This window comes from Nesterenkonia sphaerica, assembly GCF_005771565.1.
Classification (GTDB): Bacteria; Actinomycetota; Actinomycetes; order Actinomycetales; family Micrococcaceae; genus Nesterenkonia; species Nesterenkonia sphaerica.
The window spans coordinates 77,308-100,067 of record NZ_VAWA01000004.1 but is presented as its reverse complement, the minus strand read 5'-3'; the positions used below and the strand labels follow the sequence as shown (position 1 = coordinate 100,067).

Here is a 22,760-nt window from a genome sequence, read left to right as displayed (position 1 = left end):
GACGTGCCCGGTACTTAGCCGCAGAAGGCGCCTTCAGCAGCGGAGTGCACCAATTTCGCGTACTTGCCCAGCACCCCGGTAGTGACATAGGGAGGCAGCGGCTGCCAGTCCGGGCTGGAGCGTCGGCGCTGCAGCTCCTGCTCATCGACCTTCAGATCGATAGTGCGTCCAGGGATGTCCACCCGGATGGAGTCGCCGTCGGCGATGTAGGCGATCGGCCCGCCGTCGACGGCTTCCGGAGCAATGTGGCCGATGCACAGCCCCGTGGTGCCTCCGGAGAACCGTCCGTCAGTGATCAGCAGCACGTCCTTGCCCAGGCCCGCACCCTTGATGGCACCGGTGATCGCCAGCATCTCCCGCATTCCGGGCCCACCCTTGGGACCCTCATACCGGATGACGACGACGTCGCCGGCCTGGATCTTGCCCTCCTCCAGCGCTTTGAGTGCCTCCTGTTCCCGCTCGAAGACCCGGGCTGAGCCTTCGAAGACTTCCGCGTCGAAGCCGGCAGATTTCACCACTGCGCCTTCTGGGGCAAGGCTGCCGCGCAGCACCGCGATACCACCGTTGTGGTGGATGGGGTTGTCCAGGGAGCGGATGATCTTGCCGTCCACATCCGGCGGATTGATCTCGGCGAGGTTCTCCGCCACAGTCTTTCCGGTCACAGTGAGGCAGTCCCCGTGCAGCAGTCCGGCATCCAACAGCGCGCGCATCACCACCGGCACGCCGCCAACCCGGTCCACGTCCACCATGACGTGCTGTCCGAACGGCTTGAGGTCCCCCAGATGCGGGACTTTGTCACCGATCCGGTTGAAGTCTTCCAGCTGCAGGTCCACACCAGCTTCGCGCGCAATGGCCAGCAGGTGAAGCACCGCGTTGGTGGAGCCGCCGAAGGCCATGGTGACCGCAATGGCATTCTCGAATGCCTCCCGGCTGAGGATGTCGCGGGTGGTGATCCCTTGGCGCAGCATCTCCACGACTGCTTCTCCGGACTTGTGCGCGTAGTAGTCGCGGCGGCGGTCCGCGCTCGGCGGTGCCGCCGATCCGGGCAGGGACAGGCCCAGCGCCTCGCCGATGCAGGCCATGGTGTTGGCCGTGTACATGCCGCCGCAGGCACCTTCGCCGGGGCAGATCGCCCGCTCAATCACATCGAGGTCATCTTCGGTGATGGTCCCCCGTGCGCAGGCGCCGACCCCCTCAAAGGCGTCGATCAGCGTGACCTCGCGCTCCGTGCCGTCTTTGAACCGGGCCACCCCGGGCATGATGGAGCCGGCGTAGAGGAAGACGCTGGAGAGGTCCAGCCGGGCAGCAGCCATGAGCATCCCCGGCAGTGACTTATCGCAGCCTGCCAGCAGCACCGACCCGTCGAGGCGTTCGGCCTGCATGACCGTCTCCACTGAGTCAGCGATCACCTCACGGGAGACCAGCGAATAGTGCATCCCCTCATGCCCCATGGAAATGCCGTCTGAGACGCTGATGGTGCCGAACTCCATAGGGTAGCCGCCGCCTGCGTGGACGCCCTCTTTGGACGCCTTGGCCAGGCGGTCCAGGGACAGGTTGCACGGGGTGATCTCGTTCCACGAGCTGGCGATTCCGATCTGAGCCTTCTTGAAATCGTCGTCGCCCATGCCGACCGCGCGGAGCATACCTCGGGCGGGTGCGCGGGTGTAGCCGTCGGTGACCTGCCAGGACCGCGGTTTCTCCGGGATGCTGGGACCGGTGACCGGTGTGGGAGGGACAGTGGCGGGGGCTTCGGCGCCGTTGTGCTCTGTGGGTGCGGACATGTGTGCCATATTACGCGGACCTCTCGCCCTGCTCACAGCTGCGGTGGCACGTCTCACAACGTGGGAACCCCGCAAGCCAGGCTCAGGCCCGGGGCGTCGGACGCGGCGGAGGCAGCCGCAGCGGCCGTCCGTTGGCCCACAGCACTCCGGCGAGGACCAGCACCCCGCCGAGGATCTCCCCCAGCGCAGGAGTCTGGCCCAAGACCCACCAGGCCAGGAGAATACCGACCACCGGCACCAGCATGGAGAACGGCGCCACTGTTCCGGCCGGGTGCCGCCCCATCAGCCACACCCAGATTCCGGACCCGATGATGGTGCCTCCCACAATGGTGAAGCCCAGGCCCCACCAGGCGGGTGCGGCCGCAGCGGTGAAGGAGGTGGCCACGGCGGTGCCCACCCTCTCCGGTCCTTCCACCAGCATGGACAGTGCCAGCATCGGAAGTGGCGGGATGACCGACATCCACAGCACCAGGCGCAGCGGTTGGGCAGCCTGGGCCTGCCGAGAGGCGAGATTTCCCAGCGCCCAGCCGAACCCACCCAGGACCACCAGCAGGAACGGAAGCCACCCGTCGGCCCCGCCCCGGGCAAGCCCCACCACGGCCAGACCCAGTACGGCGGTGCCCACACCTACGGCGCGGCGACTGCCCAGGCGTTCGCCCAGCAGCAGCGCCCCCAGCAGCACGGTGAACGGCGCGGAGGACTGCAGCACCAATGAGGCCAGCCCAGCAGGGAAACCGGCGGCCATGCCTAGGTACAGGCCGAAGAACTGCAAGGTGCCGAATCCGAGGCCATAGCCCAGCAGCCAGCGCCACTTCACCTGAGGTCGCGGGACGAACAGGAGCACCGGCACCGCCAGCAGCAGAAAGCGCAGCGCGACGAGGAATAACGGCGGAAACTGCTGGAGCGAAAAGTGGATCGCGATGAAGTTTGCACCCCAGAGCAGAATCACAATCAGCGCCAGGCACACATGGCGGAGGGGCATCGTGGAGAGGCGTCAGCCCATCTGGTCAACCACGGTTTCCGCCACTTCACGCATGGTGAGGCGCCGGTCCATGGAAGTCTTCTGGATCCACCGGAAGGCATCGGCCTCGCTCAGTGACATCTTCGAAATCAGCAGCGACTTGGCCCGGTCCACCAGTTTGCGAGTCTCAAACTTCTCCGCCAGGGAGGAAACCTCGCTCTCCAGGGCGCGCAGCTCATCAAACCGCGCAGCGGCCACCTCGATGGCCGGAATGAGGTCGCTCTCACTGAAGGGCTTCACCACATAGGCCATGGCCCCGGCCTCCCGGGCGGATTCGACCAGGTCACGCTGCGAGAAGGCGGTGAGCATCACCACTGGGGCAATTTTCTCCTCGGCGATGATTTTCGCTGCGGTGAGCCCGTCCATGACCGGCATCTTCACATCCATGACCACCAGGTCCGGGGTGTGCTCGCGCGCCAGGTCCACCGCCTTTTCGCCGTTCTCGGCTTCTCCCACCACGTGGTAGCCGGCGCCAGTGAGGATTTCGACGATGTCTAACCGGATCAGCGTCTCGTCTTCAGCGACCAAGACCCGGCGCTTGCCCTCCGCTGCCGCCTCCTGGGTTGAGGCTTCCTCCTGCTCAGTCACAGATCTCCTCGATCTTCGTCGCGAGTTGCAGCGGCCCCGCTGAGCCCTGCGTGATGATGGTATTCGACCCGATCCTACCGCCCTCCTCGCCGCGCACCTAGCTCATCGGAGACTGCTCATCAGAGGCCTAGCTGATCAGCGCACGGATGTCCTCGGCAGTCACTGCCCCGGGGTCTGCTGCGCCGGCGTCGTCGAGGACCCGGGTGAAGAGCTCAGCCTTGGATGCCTTCAGTGCCATCACCTTGGCCTCGATGGTGTCCTGAGAGACCAGGCGGTAGACAAGCACGGTCCGCGTCCGCCCAATGCGGTGTGCCCGGTCGATGGCCTGCTCCTCCGCCGCAGGGTTCCACCAGGGGTCCAGGAGGATCACGTAGTCCGCCTCCACCAGGTTCAGGCCGAACCCTCCGGCCTTCATGGAGACGAAGAACACCGGCGCCGCACCGGACCGGAACTGCTCGACCGCCGCGGCACGGTCGGTGGTGGAACCGTCCAGATACGCGGTGGGGATCCCCGACGACGCCGCCGCCTTCTGTGCTTTGCCCAGGAAGCGGGTGAACTGGCTGATCACCAGCACCTGGTGGCCGTCAGTCACGGCTTCGCGCAGCAGGGCAGCCAGCGTGTCGAGTTTGGCCGAGGGTGCCGTCCCCTCCCCCACCAGCTCCGGGTCCAGGGCCAGCTGGCGCAGCAGCGTCAAGGACCGGAAGATCTCGAACCTGTTGACGGTGAAGTTCTCCACCAGCCCCAGGACCTTCTGCCGTTCCCGCTGGAGCCTGCGGTCGTAGAGCCGGCGATGTTCGCTGTCGAGCTCAAGCTCAAGGACCTGCTCCTGCTTGGCGGGGAGCTCTGCCGCGACACGCTCTTTTCTGCGGCGCAGCAGGAACGGCCGCAGCCGATTGCGCAGCCGGGCCAGTCGGGCGGTGTCGTGATTCTTCTCGATGGGATCACGGAAGGTGCGGCCGAACTCCCTGCGGCCGCCCAGCAGACCTGGGCAGGCGATCGACGTCAGGGCCCACAGCTCGTGGAGGTTGTTCTCCATCGGGGTGCCGGTCACCACGAGTTTGAAAGGGGTGCGCAGATCACGGGCGGCCCGGTACCCGCGAGAGGTGTGATTCTTGATCATTTGAGCCTCGTCGAGCACCAGCCCGGACCACTGGAGGGTGTCATAGGAATCGAATTCGAGCCGGAACAGTGCGTAGGAGACCACCACCAGGTCAGCCCCGGCGCTCACCTCAGCGAGGCTGTGTCCGCGGCGCTGCTCGGTGGCGCTGACCACGCAGACCTGCAGATCCGGGGTGAACTCTGCGGCCTCCCTTGCCCAGTTGTTCATCACCGAAGTGGGAGCGACGATCAGAAATGGTGCTGCTGCGGGATTGCATTCGTGAACTCTCTGAATCATGGCCAGGGTCTGCAGCGTCTTGCCCAGGCCCATGTCATCGGCGAGGATGCCGCCGAGCCCATGGTCATGGAGGAAACTCAGCCAGCTGTAGCCCGCGTGCTGATAGGGCCGCATCTGCGCACGCAGCCCCGCCGGGGCCGGCAGCGGGTCGATCCGGTCCTCCTGGGTGAGCTTCCGGAGGGCTTCCCACCAGCGGTGCTGCTGGGCGGAGACCAGCCCCACCTGGCCCAGTTCCTCCCAGAGGTCGATCTGGTATCGGTGGACCCGCAGCGGCGCGCGCGGATCGTTGAGGCTGCGCGCTTCGTCGATGATGCTGCGCAGCTGGTCCAGCTCAGGAGAATCCAGGGGGAACCAGGTCCCGGAGGGCAGCACGAACATGGGGTCCTGGCGCACCAGCGCGGCGAACAGGGCTTCGAAGTCGACCTCTTCATCTTCGATGGTGACGGTGATGTGCAGGTCGAACCAGTCGCCGCTGGTGGTGGAGGTGCCGATCTGTACCTGTGGCGGGGCGGTGGCCCGCCGGTGGCCGGGCCCCAGTGGGGGAAGTACCAGTCCGGAGGCGATCAGCGCGGCCTGCGCGTGCACGCATTCAGCGCCGTCTGCAGTGTGGGGCTCATCGCAGGTGCAGCTGGCTCGCACGGTGTGGTGGTGCCGTTCGAGGATGACCCGTTCGTACCACTTCCCGGCCGCAGCGGCGGCGACGACAGCTTCGATGCGCAGGGTCTCTTGGTGCTGTTCGCGGCTGATGATGAAGGCGTCATCAGCAAGTTCGGCTGCTGCCGAGCTCATGGTCCCCCGCACGGTGGTCGGTTGCTACAGGGTGGTGTCAGTGCCCGCGGTGAGACTCGAACTCACACGATCTTTCGATCGCCGCATTTTGAGTGCGGTGCGTCTACCATTCCGCCACGCGGGCAAGCCCGTTAACAATACCTGCCGGAGGGCCTGAAGAGAATTTGCCCCCGCATCCGGGAACGCGCAGCACCGATGCTCGGCGCCACGCGCACCGGCAGTGCTCAGATAGCGCTGTGTGCCGAGGCGGCGCTGGAGGCGCTGGCCGAAGGCCATGGGCGGATCGGCTCCCTTGTGGCCGGAACCTCGCCGCGCCGCAGTGCCTCCACGCTGAGCCCACCATCGGGCAGATCGCCGATGCGGTGGACTTTGACCATATTGGTGGTGCCGGCCTGTCCGGGAGGTGAGCCGGCAGCAATCACCACCAGATCGCCCGGGACGGCCACCCCCTCCTCCAGCAGGAGCTTCTCCACCTGGCCGGTCATCCTGTCCGTATGGGAGGCGAATTCCACCCACCGGGGCTGGACGCCCCAGGACAGGCACATGGTGTTGTGGGTGTGCTCCACATGGGTGAAGGCGAAGATCGGCTGCTTCGGACGCAGCCGTGAGAGCCGGCGTGCGGAGTCGCCGGAACGGGTGAAGGTCGCCAGGTACGGCACCTCCAGCTGTTCGGCGATCTCATTGGCCGCGCGGGTGATGGCACCGCCGCGGGTGCGCGGCTTCGTGCCCAGCTGGGGGATCCGCTCCAGTCCCTTGACCTCCGTGGCCTGAATGATGGAGGCCATGGTCTTCACCGTCTGGACCGGGTACTTGCCCACCGACGTCTCCCCGGAGAGCATCACCGCATCAGCGCCGTCGAGCACCGCGTTGGCGCAGTCGGAGGCCTCCGCCCGGGTGGGCCGGGGGTTGTCGATCATCGACTCCAGCACCTGGGTGGCCACAATCACCGGTTTGGCCCAGCGCCGGGCGAGCTCCACGGCGCGCTTCTGCACCAGCGGCACCTCCTCCAGGGGAAGCTCTACGCCGAGGTCGCCGCGGGCGACCATGACGGCGTCGAAGGCGTCGATGACGTCCTGCAGGGCCGCCACTGCTTGGGGCTTCTCGATCTTGGCGATGATCGGGACCCGCCGTCCCTCCTCATCCATGATCCGGTGCACCGCTTCGATGTCTGCGGCGTCACGGACGAAGGACAGCGCGATCATGTCGAAGCCGGTGCGCAGCGCCCAGCGCAGATCGTCCTCATCCTTCTGGCTCAGGGCCGGCACTGAGACAGCGACTCCGGGCAGGTTGATGCCTTTGTTGTTGGAGACCTGTCCGGGGACCACCACTTCGGTGACGACGTCGGTTTCGCCGACTTCGACGGCGCGCAGGCTGATCTTGCCGTCGTCGATCAGCAGGGTGTCCCCGACGCTGACGTCCTGCGGAAGAGTCTCCAGCGTGGTCGAGCACAGCTCGGCGGTGCCCTCGACCTGGCGGGTGGTGATGGTGAAGCGCTGTCCGGCCTCCAGCTGGTGCGGTCCGGCGGCGAAGCGGCCGAGCCGAATCTTCGGCCCCTGCAGATCGGCGAAGATGGCCACCGCCTGGCGGAGATCCTGGGCCACTTCGCGGACAGTGTGGTAGGTCTCTTCGTGGACGGCGTACTCGCCGTGGCTCATATTGACTCTCACCACGTCCACGCCGGCCTCAATCAGCTCTCGCGTCCTCTCATAGCCGGCGGTGGCTGGGCCGAATGTGGCAACAATCTTCGCGTGTCTCATGCCTCACCTCTGGTGGTCGGTACGGAAAATGGCACGACATTGGGCCGGATGTGACTGTGAGCCTATCGCAGAATGGCCGCCGGGCGGGCCAGGCGGCGTGTCAGGGCGCCAGCGTGATGGCTCGGTCGCTCGGGGACACTGGTGCCGGCAGCCGGGTGGTGCCCTCGAGGTATTCGTCGACCTTCGCGGCGGCGGCTCGGCCCTCGGCAATGGCCCAGACCACCAGGGACGCACCCCGGCCAGCGTCGCCGACGGTGTAGATGCCCTCGACATTGGTCTGGTAATCCTCGGCCCGCTGCACCGTCCCGCTGGGTGCGAACTCCATCCCCAACTGGTCGGTGAGTGTCTCCGGTTCCGCGCCGGTGAATCCCAGCGCCAACAGCACCAGGTCTGCGGGTATCTCCCACTCGGTGCCAGGTTTGGGGGTGCGGGTGCCGTCGCTGTTGTACTGGGTCTCGGCCCCGCGCAGGGCGCGGACATTGCCGTGCTCGTCACCTAGGAACTCCACGGTGGAGGCCAGCCACTTGACCTCACCGCCCTCCTCATGGGCGCTGGAGACCTCGAAGACCCGGGGGTCCATGGGCCACGGCTCATGCTCGGGCCGCTGCCGGGGCAGCTCCTTGCCGATGGCCAGTGTGGTCACAGACTTCGCCTGATGCCTGTGGGCGGTACCGATGCAGTCGGCGCCGGTGTCCCCACCGCCGAGGATCACCACATGTTTGTCCTTGGCGTGGATCTGATCCGGCACGTCATCTCCGGCCACCGCACGGTTGGACTGCACGAGGTAGTCCATGGCGAAGTGAATGCCGCTCAGTCCCCGGCCCGGGATCCGCAGGTCCCGGGGGACCATGGCTCCGGTGCCGACGATGACGGCGTCGTAGGAGTTGCGCAGGCTGTCCCAGGTGATGTCCGAGCCGATCTCCGTGGAGGGGTAAAAGCGAGTGCCTTCCGCCTCCATCTGCGTAATGCGGAAGTCCACCAGGTGCTTTTCCATTTTGAAGTCCGGGATGCCGTAGCGCAGCAGACCGCCGAGCCGGTCGTCGCGCTCATAGACTGCCACGGTGTGCCCGGCGCGGGTCAGCTGCTGGGCTGCGGCCAGTCCGGCCGGGCCGGAGCCGACCACGGCCACGGTCTTGCCGGTCAGCCGGTTCGGCGGCACCGGCTCCACGTAGCCCCGCTCCAAGGCCTCGTCGGCGATCTCCACTTCAGACTGCTTGATGGTCACTGCCGGTTGGTTGATGCCCAGCACGCAGGAGGTCTCACAGGGCGCCGGGCAGATCCGCCCGGTGAACTCCGGGAAGTTGTTGGTCATATGGAGCCGGTTGTACGCCTCGTCCCACTGGTCCCGCCAGACCAGGTCGTTCCACTCGGGAATGAGGTTCCCCAGCGGGCACCCGGTGTGGCAGAACGGGATGCCGCAGTCCATGCATCGTCCCGCCTGGGTCTGTGTGACCCCGCGGTCCTGCCGCTCCTTGACCTCTTTGAAGTCCATGATGCGCACCGGGACCGGGCGGGATGGTCTGTCTTGGCGTTCGCGGTGCTTCAGAAACCCACGCGGATCAGCCATTGGTCACCTCCAAGATTTTCTGCCATGCGGCGTCGCCGTCGGGGTCCAGTCCCTCGTCGAGGGCTGCGCTGCGCGCGGTGAGCACCCGGTCAAAGTCACGCGGAAGGATCTTGGTGATGCGCTCCAGGACCGCGTGGGGGTCTTCCAGCAGCCGCTCGGCCAGAGCTGAGCCGGTCTCCTCGAAGTGACGGCGCAGCAGGTCCAGAATAATCTGCCGGTCCTCCTCGTCGGGGCTCAGCAGCAGCAGTTCGCCATTGGTGGCCGCCTGGGTGTTCAGCTGGGTCTGATCGAAGTCCAGCACGAACGCGGTGCCGCCGGACATGCCGGCACCGAAGTTGCGGCCCACCGAGCCCAAGATGAGGGCCTGACCGCCGGTCATGTACTCACACCCGTGGTCGCCCACGCCCTCGGCCACGGCGGTGGCGCCGGAGTTGCGCACCAGGAACCGCTCGCCCACCTGACCGCAGAGGAAGAGCTCTCCGGCAGTGGCGCCGTAACCAATCACATTGCCGGCGATGACGTTTTCGGACGCTTCGAAGGGAGCCTCCGGCTCCGGGGCGACGATCACGCGACCCCCGGAGAGGCCCTTGCCGACGTAGTCGTTCGCGTCCCCGGAGAGCCGGATGGTGATTCCGTGGGGCAGGAACGCCCCGAGGGACTGTCCGGCCTGCCCGGTGAGGGTGATGTCGATGGTGTTGTTCTCCATGGTGGAGAGTCCGCGCGCCTTGGTGACCTCGTGGCCGAGCATGGTGCCCACTGCGCGGTCTGTGTTGACCACACTGCGCTGGATCTGCACCGGTTCGCCGTGGTGGATGGCGGGCTGGGCCTGTTCAATGAGGTCCACGTCGAAGTGCTTCTCCAGTTCGTGGATCTGGGTGGTGGTCCGGCGCAGCTGACTGGCCACCTGGGGGTCCTCCGGATCCCAGCCGGTGAGCACCCGGCCCAGGTCAAGGCCGTCGGTCTTCCAGTGGCGCTTGGCGTCCTCGATGTTCAGCGAGTCAACGTGTCCGATCGCCTCATCCAGACTGCGGAAGCCGAGCTCGGCGAGGTATTCGCGGACTTCTTGGGCAACGAACTCGAAGAAGTTGACCACGTGGTCCGCTTTGCCGGTGTAGCGTTCGCGCAGCGTGGGGTTTTGGGTGGCCACACCCACCGGGCAGGTGTCCAGGTGGCAGACGCGCATCAGAATGCAGCCGGAGACGACCAGCGCGCTGGTGGCGAACCCGTATTCCTCGGCCCCGAGCAGGGCAGCGATGACCACGTCGCGTCCGGTCTTGAGCTGACCGTCGACCTGGACGGTGATGCGTTCGCGCAGCCCGTTGAGCATCAGCGTCTGCTGCGCCTCAGCCAGTCCCAGCTCCCAGGGGGTCCCGGCGTGCTTCAGGGAATTCAACGGTGAGGCACCGGTGCCGCCGTCGTGTCCGGAGATGAGCACGACGTCGGCTGAGGCCTTGGCCACTCCGGCCGCCACAGTGCCCACCCCGTGCAGGGAGACCAGCTTCACGTGCACCCGGGCTCCGGTGTTGGCGCGCTTGAGATCGTAGATGAGTTGCTTGAGGTCTTCGATGGAGTAGATGTCGTGATGCGGCGGCGGGGAGACCAGCGACACTCCCGGGGTCGAGTGCCGTGTCTCGGCCACCCAGGGATAGACCTTCTTGCCCATGAGCTGGCCGCCCTCACCGGGCTTGGCTCCCTGTGCCATCTTGATCTGCAGATCGTCGGCATGGGTGAGGTACTGACTGGTCACGCCGAAGCGGCCGGAGGCGATCTGTTTGATGGCGCTGCGCCGTTCGGGGTCGATCAGCCGCTGCGGGTGCTCGCCGCCCTCGCCGGTGTTGGAGCGGCCTCCGATACGGTTCATGGCAATCGCGAGAGTCTCGTGGGCCTCCTGTGAGATCGACCCGTAGCTCATCGCACCGGTTTGGAACCGTTTGACGATCTCTGAGACCGGTTCGACCTCGCTGATCGGCACCGAGGGCCGGCGGCTTTCGAACGTGAAGAGACCGCGCAGGGTCATCAGCGCCTTGGACTGGTCATCGATCGCTTTGGTGTACTGCTTGAAGATGTCATAGCGGCGGGTCCGGGAGGCGTGCTGGAGCTTGAACACCGTCTCCGGGTTGAACAGGTGCGGCGGGCCCTCACGCCGCCACTGGTATTCTCCGCCGACCTCCAGCTCCTCGCCCCGGCCGAGCCCGTTCCCGGAGGGCGGGTAGGCCTTGGCGTGGCGCTCCATAGCTTCCCGTGCCAGCACATCCAGTCCGACGCCGCCCATCAGCGAGTCAGTGCCGGAGAAGAACTGGTCCACCACATTCTGGGCCAGCCCCACGGCTTCGAAAGTCTGGGCGCCGCAGTAGGAGCTCACCGTGGAGATGCCCATCTTGGACATGATCTTCAGCAGACCTTTGCCCAGAGCCTTGATGAGGTTGCTCACCGCTTGGTCCTCGGTGACTGTGGAGATGTCACCGCGGCGGACCATGTCCTCGGCGGTCTCGATGGCCAGGTATGGGTTGACTGCTGAGGCTCCATAGCCGATCAGGCAGGCTACGTGGTGGACTTCGCGCACATCCCCGGCCTCGACCAACAGTGAGGCTTTGGTGCGGTTGGCCGATTTCAGCAGGTGGTGGTGGATGGCGGAGACCAGCAGCAGGGAGGGGATCGGTGCCCACTGCGCATTGGAGTCCCGGTCGGAGATCACAATGTAGCTGACCCCGCGGTTGACGGCGGCCGAAACCTGCTCGCACAGGGTTCGGATCCGCTGGCGGAACTCCTCCTCGGTGGACCCTACGCGGAAGAGCCCCCGGATGCGCAGCGCCGCTTTGCTGCCATCGGCCTTGCGGTGGTTGGCGATGCGCGCCAGCTGATCGTTGGTCAGCACCGGGAAGTCCAGCTTGATCTGTTTGGACTTCACCTGGCCGGTGTCCAGGAGATTGCCTTCGGCTCCGACGTGGCGGGACAGTGACGTGACCAGCTCTTCCCGGATCGCGTCCAGCGGCGGGTTGGTGACCTGGGCGAAGGTCTGGACGAAGTAGTCGAACAGCAGCCGCTGCCGTTCAGCCAGCACCGCGATGGGTGTGTCGGTTCCCATTGCGCCCAGCGGCTCAGCGCCCGTGGCGGCCATGGGGCCGATGAGAATTCGCAGCTCTTCGTGGGTGTAGCCGAAGGTCTGCTGACGCAGGCGGACTGAACCGGCCGGGTGCTTCACGTGCAGCCGCTCCGGCAGGTCCTCGAGGGTGACGCGGTTGTCCTCGACCCATTCGCGCCAGGGCTGCTTGGAGGCGAAGTCTGCTTTGATCTCCTCATCCTCGATGATGCGTCCGGCTTTGGTGTCGGCGAGGAACATCATCCCTGGGGCGACGCGGCCTTTGCGCACCACAGTGGAGGGTTCCAGCTGTGCCACACCCACCTCCGAGGAGAGCACCACCAGTCCTTCCTCGGTCACCCACCAGCGGGCCGGCCGGAGCCCGTTGCGGTCCAGCACCGCACCCAGCTGGTCGCCATCGGTGAAGGCAATGGCGGCGGGGCCGTCCCACGGCTCCATGAGCGTGGAGTGATACTCGTAGAAGGCCCGCAGGTCCGGGTCCATCGACTCGTGGTTCTCCCACGCCTCGGGGATCATCATGCGCATCGCCATCGACAGCGGGCGCCCCGAGAGCATGAGCAGCTCCGCTGCCTCGTCGAAGCTGGTGGAGTCGGACGCCCCGGGGGTGCAGATGGGGAAGAGGTACTCGGGGTCATCGCCCAACACGGGCCCGAACATGGTGGCCTGCCGGGCGCGCATCCAGTTGCGGTTGCCCTCGACAGTGTTGATCTCGCCGTTGTGCGCCAGGTATCGCAGCGGCTGCGCCAGGGGCCAGGAGGGGAAGGTGTTGGTGGAGAACCGGGAGTGCACAATGCCCAGTGTGGACTTATAGCGCTCATCGGAGAGATCGGGATAGAAGGGCTCCAGCTGGGCGGTGGTCAGCATGCCCTTATAGGTGATGGTGCGGGAGGACAGGGAGGCGAAGTACACGCCCAGCCGGACCTGAGCCCGCTTCCGCAGCCGCCAAGCCCGCTGGTCCAGGGTGCCTGGGGCGGATTCCTGATACTCCAGGGAGTCCTCATCGGCCATGGTGAGGAAGGCCTGCTTGAAGAAGGGCATGGCGTCCCGGGAGAGGCTGCCGATCATGGAGTCGTCGACCGGCACGTCGCGCCAGCCCAAGACGGTGAGTCCCTGGACTTCGGCCATCTCCTCGAAGCTGGCGATGATGTCTTCACGCTCGGCCTCATCCTGCGGCAGGAACGCGGTGCCGGCGGCGTATTCGCCTGCGGCGGGCAGCTCAATGTCCACCACGGCGCGGAAGAATTCGTCCGGGATCTGCGTGATGATGCCTGCACCGTCCCCGGTGCCGACGTCTCCGCCGGTGGCGCCGCGGTGTTCGACGCAGCGCAGCGCGTGGAGCGCGTAGTCGACAATGTCGTGGCCGGGCTCACCCCGCAGGGTGGCGATAGCGGCCATACCGCAGTTCTCGTGCTCTTTGGCGGGATCGTAGAGCCCAGCCTTTGCGGGGAAGGCGGCGTAGCGCTCGTAAGGGGAGATCACCTTGTTCGGGCTCACAGGCGTGTATTCCTTCCTCAAGGGAGCGGCGGCTTCAGGGGGCGTTTCGCTTCGGGTGCGTGACAGCGTCGTCAGGCCTGATTCAGCGCCGTGGGTGGGCACTGCGGGGGCACCTGCATCACGTGGGGGGTCATCACTGCAGGTGCTCGCGCGCACTCGGCGTTCGAGTGCCGGTGTTCTATCTTGCGCCTGCGGTGAAGCCGGCGCAAGTCTGCCAGCTCAATGTTCACTCCGTGGACCGGTGCCGGGCGGCCGCTGCTCCGCGGGCGGTTCGGCTTCAGTTCCGGCAGCCTCCGGATCGGCGCCCGCCGGCTCCAGGGCGGGCTCGCCGCTGCGCTGCGTGGAGTCCGGGGTGTAGATCTCGGCGTGCTCAGCCTGCTCGGCCAGCGTCCGTGGGCGGGTGAGGAACAGCCGCACCAGAATGGCGGCGGCGGCCACGAAGATCACGAACGCGATGATCTGGTTCAGTCTCCAGTCCAACCCGATGACATCGCGCAGCGGGTACTGGGTGGACTTGTTCACCTCGTCGATGCGCATCGATTCGATCCAGAACCGGCCCAGTGCGTAGTAGGCCACATAGGTCCAGGCGATCAGGCCCTGGCGGAACTGGAAGCGTTTGAACAGGAAGACCAGCGCGACGAAGCCCAGCAGATTCCACAGGGATTCGTACAGGAAGGTGGGGTGGAACAGTCCCCCCTCGGCGGCGTAGGCGGGGAGGCTGCCGGTGAGTCCCTGGTGCTGCTGGTCGGTGTCAATGCGCAGACCCCAGGGGAGGTCGGTGGCGCGGCCGAAGAGCTCCTGGTTGAACCAGTTGCCCCAGCGACCGATGGCCTGGGCCAGAATGACTCCGGGCACGATCGCGTCGGCGAAGGCGCCGAACTTGATTCCGTTGCGGCGGCAGAAGATCCACACCGCCAGCGCGCCGGCCATCACCGCTCCGATGATGGACAGTCCGCCCTGCCACAGCTGCGGGATCCTGGTGAGGTCGCCGTCGGGCCCGAAGTAGGCATCCGGTGAGCTGACCACGTGATACAGGCGGGCGCCCAGGATGCCGATCAACACCGCCCAGAGCATCGCGGAGAAGATGTCGTCGCTGTGGCCCCCGCGGGACTTCCACAGGCGGGTGGCCACCACTACAGCCAGGACAATGCCGGTCATGATGGCCAGGGTGTAGAAGGCCACGAAGAACGGTCCGGGCAGGTCAATGCCGCGCAGCGGCGGTGGGGGGAACCCGGCGAGGGTCTGGGCAGCAGGAGGCAGGGCGTTCAGCAGCATAGGTGGCACCGTATCAGGAGTTGCCCGAGAGCTCGCGAGCCAGCTGCCCGACAGCCTCTGCTCCGCCGTCGCGCAGCGCCGCCACCAGTGCGGTGCCGACGATCACGCCGTCTGCGTAGCTGCCGATCTCTTCCACATGGGAGCGCGAGGAGACCCCGAGGCCGACGCAGACCCGTGGTGCCCCGGCAGACTTGGAGGCGGCCACCACCTCTTCGGCGACTGCGGAGACTGATTCGCGCGCACCGGTGACGCCCATAATGGACACACCGTAGACGAAGCCTCGGGAGGACCGCGCCACCAGCTCTGCGCGTTCCGGTGAGGAGGTCGGCGCGGAGAGGAAGACCCGGTCCAGCCCGTACTTATCTGTCGCGGCGATCCAGTCGGCTGCCTCGTCGGGGATCAGGTCCGGGGTGATGGCCCCAGCTCCGCCTGCCTCGGCGAGCCGGCGGGCGAACTCTTCGGCGCCCATGCGGTCAATGATGTTGTAGTACGTCATCACCAGCACTGCGGCACCGGTGGCCTCTGTCACGGCCCGGACGATGTCGAAGACCTCGCTGATGCGGAATCCGCGGGCGAGGACCTCTGTGGTGGCCTGCTGGATGACGGGGCCGTCCATCACCGGATCCGAGTAGGGGATGCCGACTTCGAGAATGTCGGCACCGCCTTCGATGAGCGCGATGGCTGCCTGGATGCACGTCTCTTTGTCCGGGTAGCCCGCGGGCAGGTACCCAATGAACGCGGCGCGTCCTGTTGCGGCCGCGGCGTCGATGGCCGCCGCGCTCTTGGACTGGGTGGGGGCTGTCATGCTTGGACTCCTGTGTTGGGGGCCGCTGACTCCTCCGACTGGTCCTCGACGTCCTGCTCTGGGAGGAGGTCGAACCACCGGGCGGCGGTGGCCACGTCTTTGTCCCCGCGTCCGGAGAGGTTGACGATGATCACCTTCTCGGCACCGTCACTGCCCCATTCGGCGGAGAGGCGTGCGGCCCCGGCCAGGGCGTGGGCGGATTCGATGGCCGGAATGATTCCTTCTGTTCTGCACAGCGATTCGAAGGCCGACATGCACTCCGCATCGGTCACCGGCTGGTAGGTCACCCGGCCCTGATCGCTGAGGTAGGCGTGCTGGGGGCCCACGGAGGGATAGTCGAGCCCGGCGGAGATGGAATGGCTGTCCACGGTTTGGCCGTCCTCGTCCTGCATCAGGTAGCTTCTGGCCCCGTGGAGGACTCCGGAGCGGCCCAGCGTGATTGCTGAGGCGTGACGGCCGGTCTCCACTCCCTCGCCTCCGGCCTCGAAGCCGTAAAGCGCCACGGTGGGGTCGTCCAGGAATCCGTGGAAGATGCCGATGGCGTTGGATCCTCCGCCGACGCAGGCGGCCACCGCATCGGGCAGCTGTCCGGTCTGGGTGAGAACCTGTTCGCGAGCCTCTTCGCCGATGACCTGGTGGAACCAGCGGACCATTTCCGGGAAGGGATGAGGGCCGGCCACGGTGCCCAGGACATAGTGGGTGGTCTCCACACTGGCGACCCAGTCGCGTAGGGCCTCGTTGATGGCGTCTTTGAGCGTCTGCGCTCCGTGATCGACAGGGACCACCTGGGCCCCGAGCAGCTGCATCCGGGCCACGTTGAGCGCCTGGCGCTGGGTGTCGGCCGCCCCCATATAGACCACGCACTCCATGCCGAACAGCGCGGCCGCGGTGGCAGTGGCCACCCCGTGCTGGCCGGCGCCGGTCTCGGCGATGAGCCGGGTCTTGCCCAGCCGGCGTGCGATCAGGGCCTGGCCCAGCACATTGTTGATCTTGTGACTGCCGGTGTGGTTGAGGTCCTCGCGCTTGAGGAAGATCCGTGCCTGCCCGGCTTCAGCAGCGAAGCGCTTCGCTTCGGTCAGCAGGGACGGCCGGCCGGTGTATTCGCGGCAGAGCCGGAAGTACTCCTGGGTGAATGCGGGGTCGGCTTTGGCTGCGGTGAAGGTCTCGGCGACCTCGTCCAGCGCCGCCACCAGGGATTCCGGCATCCACCGGCCCCCGTAGTCACCGAAATAGGGCCCCGATGCGTCACGGTATTGAGTGGTCACTGTGCCTCCTTGGCCAGGCTGGCCGCCCGGAAGCTCCGGACGGCTTCTGTGGGGTTGCCGTGCTTGACCAGCGCCTCGCCCACCAGCACCGCATCGGCGCCTTGGCGAGCGTAGTCCAACACCTGGTCCGGTCCAGTCACCCCGGATTCGGCCACCTGTACAAGTTCCGGCGGCAGGTGGCGGGCCATTGCTGAGTAGTGATTGACGTCGACGTCCAATGTCTTCAGGTTGCGCACGTTGACCCCGACGATCCGGGCACCCACCGCCACGGCACGTTCGATCTCCTCTTCGGTGTGGGCCTCCACCAGCGCGTTCATCCCCAGGTCGTGGGTCAGGGCGAGGAAGTCACGCAGCTGAGCGTCATCCAGTGCGGCCACGATCAGCAGCACCAGGTCGGCACCGTAGGCACGTGCCTCGTGAAACTGGTACTCCTCCACCATGAAGTCTTTGCGCAGCACGGGGATGTCCACGGCCGCGCGGACGGCGGCCAAGTCGTCCAGGGAGCCGCCGAACCGGCGGGGCTCGGTGAGCACCGAGATGACACTTGCCCCTCCAGCCTGGTAGGCGGCAGCCAGTGCCCCCGGGTCGGCGATCTGGGCAAGCGCACCTTTGGACGGGGAGGAGCGCTTGACCTCCGCGATGATCCGCACTCCGGCTGTGTCGGTGCGGCCAGTCTGCAGCGCCTGGAGGGCATCGAGCGCCGGGGGCTGGGTGGCGGCCTGCTGCCGGATGGTGGCCAGCGGGACCTGCTCCTGGCGCGCGGCAAGATCTTCACGGACCCCGTCGATGATGGAGTCGAGCACTGTGGTCATGCAGTGCGGCTTCAGCTGGTGCTGGCGTCGGGCTGGCGTTTGGCCGCCCCGCCTTGGGTGTTGTCCGGCACGGCGGGACCTGCGTGCTCGCGGGGGTCGCGTCCCTGGCGCAGCACCGCTGCCGAGTCCATCTCCACCCCGTAGCCGGCCTTCTTCAGCACCAGGCCCAGGATCAGCGCGACCGGAATCAGCGCAGCGCCGATGGCGATGGCGATCCACCAGGCATCCGACCAGGCCAGTCCGATGAACCCCACACCGGCGATGACGCTGGCCAGCACCACTGTGCCGGACAGTGCCCATGCGGCAGGGGTGGACCCGTGGCCGATGTGGTCGTGGTGGATGAACTCGTCGGCCGCGGTGGGTTCCTGCTCCACGTCCCGGACCGGCGTCTTTTCCTGTACGCTCACCTGGCTGACAGCCATTGACCTGCTCCTCTACACGATGTCGAAAACCTTCTCACCCATTCTGCCAGATCAGCCGAGGTCGTTCTCGTCCTGGTTGGGCTCAGCGGCGCGCAGTGGGGTCATCACCGTCGGAGAGGTCGTCCCAGAGGTCAATCTCGTCGGGGTTCTCTGCACCGGCGCGGCCGCGTGAGTACTTCTTGGCGGTTCTTTCGTCGCTCCAGCCCGGCGAGAACAGCAGCAGCGCCAGAGAGCTGACCAGCAGCATGATGGCACCGAGAATGGCCAGCCATACGGCGAAGCCCGGGGTGTAGGCCGCGGCGGGGTCGGTGGTGCCGGTGTACTCCGCCAGCGCCGGGGCTGCAGTGGCGGCCGGCTCAAGCAGGGTCAGTCCCGCTCCGATCAGCGAGATGACGGCAGCACCCAGCAGCACTGCGCCGATCAGACCGCGGACCCATTTGCGCGCGATAGTTGCTGCCACTCCCCCGGCCACACCTACCAAGCCCATCGCCCGCACCGTGGGAGACATCTCTCCGCCCAGGAGTCCGAGTTCGTCAGCGGCGGCAGTCTCGGGCAGCCCGGTGGCGGTCACCCAGGTCAGGGCAGTGGAGATCAGCAGCAGCACCGATCCCACTTGGATGATGAGGATGGTGTTGCGCCGTTGGAAGATGTAGGCGAGATGGCCCATCAGTGGTGTCACCTATTCAGTCGGGGTTCTTGGCAGTCGGTTGTCTCCCGCTGCGCCGGAGGACGTGATGTCAGCGGCTTCTGCGGTGCCGCCGACGGGCACAAGGCGCCCGGCGGCAAGCACCGCCCGCAGCGGGGCGGCGGCCTTGCTCACAGTCTCCAGCCGCTCGGCCTCGTCATCGGAATCCGCCACGATCCCACCGCCGGACTGCACGTAGGCTCGCCCTCCGGTCAGCACTGCGGTGCGGATGGCGATGGCTGCGTCCATCCGACCGGAGAGGTCAAAATATCCCACCACTCCCCCGTAGACGCCTCTGCGGGTCGGCTCCCAGGCATCCAGAAGCTGCAGCGCCCGGGGTTTGGGCGCGCCGGAGAGGGTACCTGCGGGAAAAGTGGCGGCCAGCACATCATACGGGGAGAACGACGCCGCGACCTTCCCTTGGACGTGCGAGGTCAGGTGCATCACGTGGCTGAAGTGCTCCACCGCCATGAACTTTGTCACGTCCACCGAACCGGGCACACAGACTTTGGCGAGGTCATTGCGCGCAAGGTCGACCAGCATGATGTGCTCGGCGCGCTCCTTCTGGTCCGCGAGCAGGTCTGTGGCCAGGGCCTTGTCCTCCGCAGGGGTGTGGCCACGGGGTCGGGTGCCGGCAATGGGGTGGGAGACCACGTTGCGCTGGGCGTCGACGGTGACCAGCGCCTCCGGGGAGGCGCCGACCACTTGATACGGCTCACCCTCTGGGGTGCTGAAGTGCATCAGGTACATGTAGGGGCTGGGGTTGAGCAGCCGGAGCATCCGGTAGACCGCCAGCGCATCAACATCGGTGGCCACCTCGAACCGGCGGGAGACCACGATCTGGAAGACTTCACCGTCGATGATGGCCTGCTTGGCCTTGCCCAGGGTGGCCAGGTATTCGTCCTGATCCCAGCTGTGCTCCACCCGGTGCTCCAGGTCGGCCTCCACCGCCTGGGCCCAGTCCGGCTCAGCGGCCGCCAGACCAGGTTCCACAGGCTGGGCCAGCCGTTCTCTCATCGCTGCCAACCGTGCGACGGCGTCGTCGTAGGCCCGGTCGGCTCCGGAGGCCCGGCCGTCAGTGTTGATGGCATTGGCGATCAGGGTGATGGTGCCGTCACGGTTGTCGTGCACAGCCAGGTCGGAGACCAGATTCATGGCCATATCCGGCAGTCCCAGCCCCCCACCAGGCGGGTGCGGGAGGCGCTCCCAGTGCCGGACCACGTCCCACCCGACATACCCGACCAGGCCGCTGCTCAGATGCGGCAGCTCCTCCGCGAAGGCCCGGCTGCCCAGAAAGTCCAGCGTGTCCCGCAGCACCTCAGCGGCATTGCCGTGTGCCGGGGCCCCCGCAGGCGGTGTGCCCAACCAGTGGGCTTCGCCGTCGACCTCCGTCAGGGTCGCCAGCGAGCGCACCCCGATGAAGCTGTATCGCGACCAGGCGGCCCCGGGGGCGGCTGACTCCATGAGGAAGGTCCCGGGCTGTCCGGCGCCGTGGGCATCAGCGGCCAGTGCACGATAGATGCTCAGCGGGGTGTGCGCGTCAGCGAGCAGCTTCATGGTCACCGGAACCACCCGATGTCCCTCGGCGAGTGCGAGGAATTTGTCCTTGGCCGGGGCCACGGCACCGAGTGCGTGCATTAGCCGATCTCTCTTCCGGTGAAGCAGGTGGCGGTGCCGGTGTGGCAGGCCGGGCCGGTCTGGGCGACCGCCAGCAGCACAGTGTCGCCGTCGCAGTCCAGGGAGACCGAGGCCACGTGCTGGACATTGCCGGAGGTCTCCCCCTTCGTCCACAGCTGCTGCCGCGACCGTGACCAATAGGTCCCTCGCCGGGTCCGCAGGGTGGCTTCAAGTGCCTCGGCGTTCATCCACGCCAGCATGAGCACCGAGCCGGTCTGGGCGTCCTGGGCGATGGCGGGGACCAGTCCGTCGGCGTTGTAGTTCACGTCCTGCAGCGTTGTCATCGCAGTGTCTCCTTCATCGGACGCTGTGACCGGCCTGGCGCAGCGTCTCCTTCACCCGGGCGATCATGTCCACCGGGCCGAAGTGGAACATGCTGGCCGCCAGCACCGCGTCAGCCCCGGCGTCGATCGCGGCGGGGAAGTGCTCGGGCTTCCCTGCACCCCCAGAGGCGATCAGCGGCACCCATGTCACCGCCCGCGCGGCGGCGATCATCTCTAAGTCGAATCCTTCCTGAGTGCCATCGGCGTCAATGCTGTTGAGCAGGATCTCGCCGACGCCGCGTTCGGAGGCTTCGGCGATCCACTCCAGGGCGTCGAGGCCGGTGCCCTGGCGGCCGCCGTGGGTGGTGACTTCGAATCCCGACTCGGTGGCCAGACTGCGGCGGACATCGGCCGAGAGCACCAGCACCTGGCTTCCGAACTGGGCCACGATTTCGTTGATCACGGCCGGCCGCGCCACCGCGGCGGTATTGATCGAGACCTTGTCGGCCCCGGATTTCAGCAGCCGGTCCACATCCTCGACACTGCGCACCCCACCTCCGACGGTCAGCGGGATGAACACTTCCTCGGCGGTGTGAGTGACGACGTCGTAGGTGGTCTCCCGGGCTGCGGAGGAGGCGGTGACGTCCAAGAAGGTCAGCTCGTCACACCCTGCCAGGTTGTACCGGTGGGCCAGCTCCACCGGATCGCCGGCATCGCGGAGCTGTTCAAAGTTAACGCCCTTGACCACCCGCCCGGCGTCGACGTCCAGGCAGGGGATCACCCGTACAGCCAAAGACATGGCGCTGTTCCTTCCTTCACCTCTGGTGCCGTGCCGCCGTGCCGTCAGACGCGACAGGCGTGAATTGTGGTGACCAGGATAGCCCGGGCGCCCAGTTCGTAGAGCCGGTCCATCAGCTGATTGGTGCGCTTGGCCGGGACCATGGACCGCACTGCGACCCAATCCGGGTCAGCCAGCGGGGAGATGGTGGGTGACTCCAGTCCAGGGGTGATGGCGGTCGCGGCCTCGAGGTCCGCTCTGCGGATGTCGTAGTCCATCATCACGTACTGGCGGGCCACCAGCACGCCCTGCAGACGCCGGATCAGTCGATCGGTGTCGCGCTGGATGGCGGTGTCGTCGTCCTGTTCTGCACCCCTGCCGGAGATCAGGATCGCCTCGGAGACCATCACCGGGTCACCGAACGTCTCCATGCCAGCGGCTTTGAGCGTGTTGCCGGTCTCGACCACGTCAGCGATGGCGTCTGCCACACCGAGACGGACCGCGGATTCCACCGCGCCGTCGAGGTGGACCACTTCAACACCCGGGATCTGTTCGGTGGTGAACCAGTGGCTGAGCAGCGCATCGTAGGAGGTCGCCACCCGTTTGCCGGCAAGGTCCGCAGCCTGGCTGAACTGCCCCTGCGGCCCGGCCAGCCGGAACGTGGACCGGCCGAAGCCCAGGCCCATGATCTCTTGGGCACCGGTCTCCACCCGGGCGTCCTGGAACAGGTCCCGGCCGGTGATGCCCACGTGCAGGATCCCGGAACCCACATAGACTGCGACGTCGCGGGGACGCAGGTAGAAGAACTCGATGCCGTTTTCCTCATCCACCATGACCAGCTCTTTGCGGTCGCGGCGCTGCAGGTATCCGGCCTCGGTGAGCATGGCCATCGCTGCCTCTGACAGTGCGCCCTTATTGGGCACTGCGACACGCAGCTTGTGTCCCTCCTGCGGCCCCGGTCCGGTGGTGGGCGCAGCGGGGAGCTCAGACATGGGGGCCTCTTTCACAGGTAGCGGTAGACGTCTTGGGGGCTGATTCCCTTGGCGAGCATCATCACCTGCAGATGGTAGAGCAGCTGGGAGATCTCCTCGGAGGCGGCATCCACCGATTCGTACTCCGCGGCCATCCACACTTCGGCGGCCTCCTCCACGATCTTCTTCCCAATCTGGTGGACTCCCGCATCCAGCGCGGCAACGGTGCCGGAGCCCTCCGGGCGTTCCTGGGCCTTGCGGGACAGTTCGGTGAAGAGCTCGTCAAAGGTTTTCATTGCTCCCAGCTTACTCTG

General features: G+C 66.7%; 18 protein-coding genes and 1 tRNA gene. All 19 read right to left on the bottom strand.

The features are described 5' to 3' along the window. Positions 1-14 precede the first annotated feature (14 nt). Positions 15-1,781, bottom strand: a complete 1,767-nt coding sequence (gene ilvD, locus FEF27_RS04560) for a dihydroxy-acid dehydratase (RefSeq protein WP_138169673.1) — start codon at positions 1,779-1,781, stop codon at positions 15-17. A gap of 82 nt (positions 1,782-1,863) precedes the next feature. Beyond that, on the bottom strand, positions 1,864-2,763 hold the full coding sequence (locus FEF27_RS04555; protein ID WP_138169672.1) for an EamA family transporter: 900 nt from the start codon (positions 2,761-2,763) through the stop codon (positions 1,864-1,866). 12 nt (positions 2,764-2,775) lie between these two features. Beyond that, on the bottom strand, positions 2,776-3,390 hold the full coding sequence (locus FEF27_RS04550) for an ANTAR domain-containing response regulator (protein WP_138169671.1): 615 nt from the start codon (positions 3,388-3,390) through the stop codon (positions 2,776-2,778). Positions 3,391-3,517: 127 nt separating this feature from the next. After that, positions 3,518-5,575, bottom strand: a complete 2,058-nt coding sequence (locus FEF27_RS04545; protein WP_138169670.1) for a DEAD/DEAH box helicase — start codon at positions 5,573-5,575, stop codon at positions 3,518-3,520. Positions 5,576-5,616: 41 nt separating this feature from the next. Further along, positions 5,617-5,699 (bottom strand) — tRNA-Leu (locus FEF27_RS04540). A gap of 100 nt (positions 5,700-5,799) precedes the next feature. After that, positions 5,800-7,332, bottom strand: coding sequence for a pyruvate kinase (gene pyk, locus FEF27_RS04535; RefSeq protein WP_138169669.1), 1,533 nt, complete (start codon positions 7,330-7,332; stop codon positions 5,800-5,802). A gap of 100 nt (positions 7,333-7,432) precedes the next feature. Continuing rightward, the gene (locus FEF27_RS04530) at positions 7,433-8,899 is read right to left on the bottom strand and encodes a glutamate synthase subunit beta (protein ID WP_138169668.1); all 1,467 of its coding nucleotides are present in this window, start codon (positions 8,897-8,899) and stop codon (positions 7,433-7,435) included. After that, entirely contained in the window at positions 8,892-13,493 is a 4,602-nt protein-coding gene (gltB, locus tag FEF27_RS04525; RefSeq protein WP_243729093.1) for a glutamate synthase large subunit, read from the bottom strand. Before gltB ends, FEF27_RS04530 begins: the two co-directional genes overlap by 8 nt. Positions 13,494-13,712: 219 nt before the next feature. Beyond that, on the bottom strand, positions 13,713-14,768 hold the full coding sequence (gene lgt, locus FEF27_RS04520; RefSeq protein ID WP_138169667.1) for a prolipoprotein diacylglyceryl transferase: 1,056 nt from the start codon (positions 14,766-14,768) through the stop codon (positions 13,713-13,715). 13 nt (positions 14,769-14,781) lie between these two features. Continuing rightward, the gene (gene trpA / locus FEF27_RS04515; protein WP_138169666.1) at positions 14,782-15,573 is read right to left on the bottom strand and encodes a tryptophan synthase subunit alpha; all 792 of its coding nucleotides are present in this window, start codon (positions 15,571-15,573) and stop codon (positions 14,782-14,784) included. After that, entirely contained in the window at positions 15,570-16,778 is a 1,209-nt protein-coding gene (gene trpB / locus FEF27_RS04510; protein WP_208009681.1) for a tryptophan synthase subunit beta, read from the bottom strand. Before trpB ends, trpA begins: the two co-directional genes overlap by 4 nt. A 56-nt stretch (positions 16,779-16,834) precedes the next feature. After that, positions 16,835-17,650, bottom strand: coding sequence for an indole-3-glycerol phosphate synthase TrpC (gene trpC, locus FEF27_RS04505; protein ID WP_138169664.1), 816 nt, complete (start codon positions 17,648-17,650; stop codon positions 16,835-16,837). 11 nt (positions 17,651-17,661) lie between these two features. Then, positions 17,662-18,072 (bottom strand): HGxxPAAW family protein, encoded by a 411-nt coding sequence (locus tag FEF27_RS04500; RefSeq protein WP_138169663.1) that lies wholly within the window; start codon positions 18,070-18,072, stop codon positions 17,662-17,664. An 82-nt stretch (positions 18,073-18,154) separates the two neighbouring features. After that, positions 18,155-18,739, bottom strand: coding sequence for a Trp biosynthesis-associated membrane protein (locus FEF27_RS04495; RefSeq protein WP_138169662.1), 585 nt, complete (start codon positions 18,737-18,739; stop codon positions 18,155-18,157). Positions 18,740-18,751: 12 nt separating this feature from the next. Beyond that, positions 18,752-20,395 (bottom strand): anthranilate synthase component I, encoded by a 1,644-nt coding sequence (gene trpE / locus FEF27_RS04490; RefSeq protein ID WP_138169661.1) that lies wholly within the window; start codon positions 20,393-20,395, stop codon positions 18,752-18,754. Beyond that, on the bottom strand, positions 20,395-20,718 hold the full coding sequence (gene hisI, locus FEF27_RS04485) for a phosphoribosyl-AMP cyclohydrolase (RefSeq protein ID WP_138169660.1): 324 nt from the start codon (positions 20,716-20,718) through the stop codon (positions 20,395-20,397). The genes trpE and hisI overlap by 1 nt, the downstream gene beginning before the upstream one ends. Before the next feature lie 13 nt (positions 20,719-20,731). Next, a complete protein-coding gene (gene hisF, locus FEF27_RS04480; protein ID WP_138169659.1) occupies positions 20,732-21,496 on the bottom strand; it encodes an imidazole glycerol phosphate synthase subunit HisF in 765 nt (254 codons plus the stop codon). A gap of 44 nt (positions 21,497-21,540) precedes the next feature. Beyond that, positions 21,541-22,467, bottom strand: coding sequence for an ATP phosphoribosyltransferase (hisG, locus tag FEF27_RS04475; RefSeq protein ID WP_138169658.1), 927 nt, complete (start codon positions 22,465-22,467; stop codon positions 21,541-21,543). A gap of 11 nt (positions 22,468-22,478) precedes the next feature. After that, the gene (locus tag FEF27_RS04470; protein WP_138169657.1) at positions 22,479-22,742 is read right to left on the bottom strand and encodes a phosphoribosyl-ATP diphosphatase; all 264 of its coding nucleotides are present in this window, start codon (positions 22,740-22,742) and stop codon (positions 22,479-22,481) included. Positions 22,743-22,760: the final 18 nt, after the last annotated feature.

Coding starts and splice junctions, on each gene's coding strand:
- hisI (WP_138169660.1), bottom strand. CDS start 20,718: ATGACAACGCTGCAGGACGTGAACTACAACGCCGACGGACTGGTCCCC.
- trpC (WP_138169664.1), bottom strand. CDS start 17,650: ATGACCACAGTGCTCGACTCCATCATCGACGGGGTCCGTGAAGATCTT.
- FEF27_RS04470 (WP_138169657.1), bottom strand. CDS start 22,742: ATGAAAACCTTTGACGAGCTCTTCACCGAACTGTCCCGCAAGGCCCAG.
- hisF (WP_138169659.1), bottom strand. CDS start 21,496: ATGTCTTTGGCTGTACGGGTGATCCCCTGCCTGGACGTCGACGCCGGG.
- FEF27_RS04530 (WP_138169668.1), bottom strand. CDS start 8,899: ATGGCTGATCCGCGTGGGTTTCTGAAGCACCGCGAACGCCAAGACAGA.
- trpB (WP_208009681.1), bottom strand. CDS start 16,778: ATGCCGGAATCCCTGGTGGCGGCGCTGGACGAGGTCGCCGAGACCTTC.
- FEF27_RS04500 (WP_138169663.1), bottom strand. CDS start 18,072: ATGGCTGTCAGCCAGGTGAGCGTACAGGAAAAGACGCCGGTCCGGGAC.
- FEF27_RS04555 (WP_138169672.1), bottom strand. CDS start 2,763: ATGCCCCTCCGCCATGTGTGCCTGGCGCTGATTGTGATTCTGCTCTGG.
- trpE (WP_138169661.1), bottom strand. CDS start 20,395: ATGCACGCACTCGGTGCCGTGGCCCCGGCCAAGGACAAATTCCTCGCA.
- FEF27_RS04545 (WP_138169670.1), bottom strand. CDS start 5,575: ATGAGCTCGGCAGCAGCCGAACTTGCTGATGACGCCTTCATCATCAGC.
- lgt (WP_138169667.1), bottom strand. CDS start 14,768: ATGCTGCTGAACGCCCTGCCTCCTGCTGCCCAGACCCTCGCCGGGTTC.
- hisG (WP_138169658.1), bottom strand. CDS start 22,467: ATGTCTGAGCTCCCCGCTGCGCCCACCACCGGACCGGGGCCGCAGGAG.
- FEF27_RS04495 (WP_138169662.1), bottom strand. CDS start 18,739: ATGGGCCATCTCGCCTACATCTTCCAACGGCGCAACACCATCCTCATC.
- pyk (WP_138169669.1), bottom strand. CDS start 7,332: ATGAGACACGCGAAGATTGTTGCCACATTCGGCCCAGCCACCGCCGGC.
- ilvD (WP_138169673.1), bottom strand. CDS start 1,781: ATGTCCGCACCCACAGAGCACAACGGCGCCGAAGCCCCCGCCACTGTC.
- trpA (WP_138169666.1), bottom strand. CDS start 15,573: ATGACAGCCCCCACCCAGTCCAAGAGCGCGGCGGCCATCGACGCCGCG.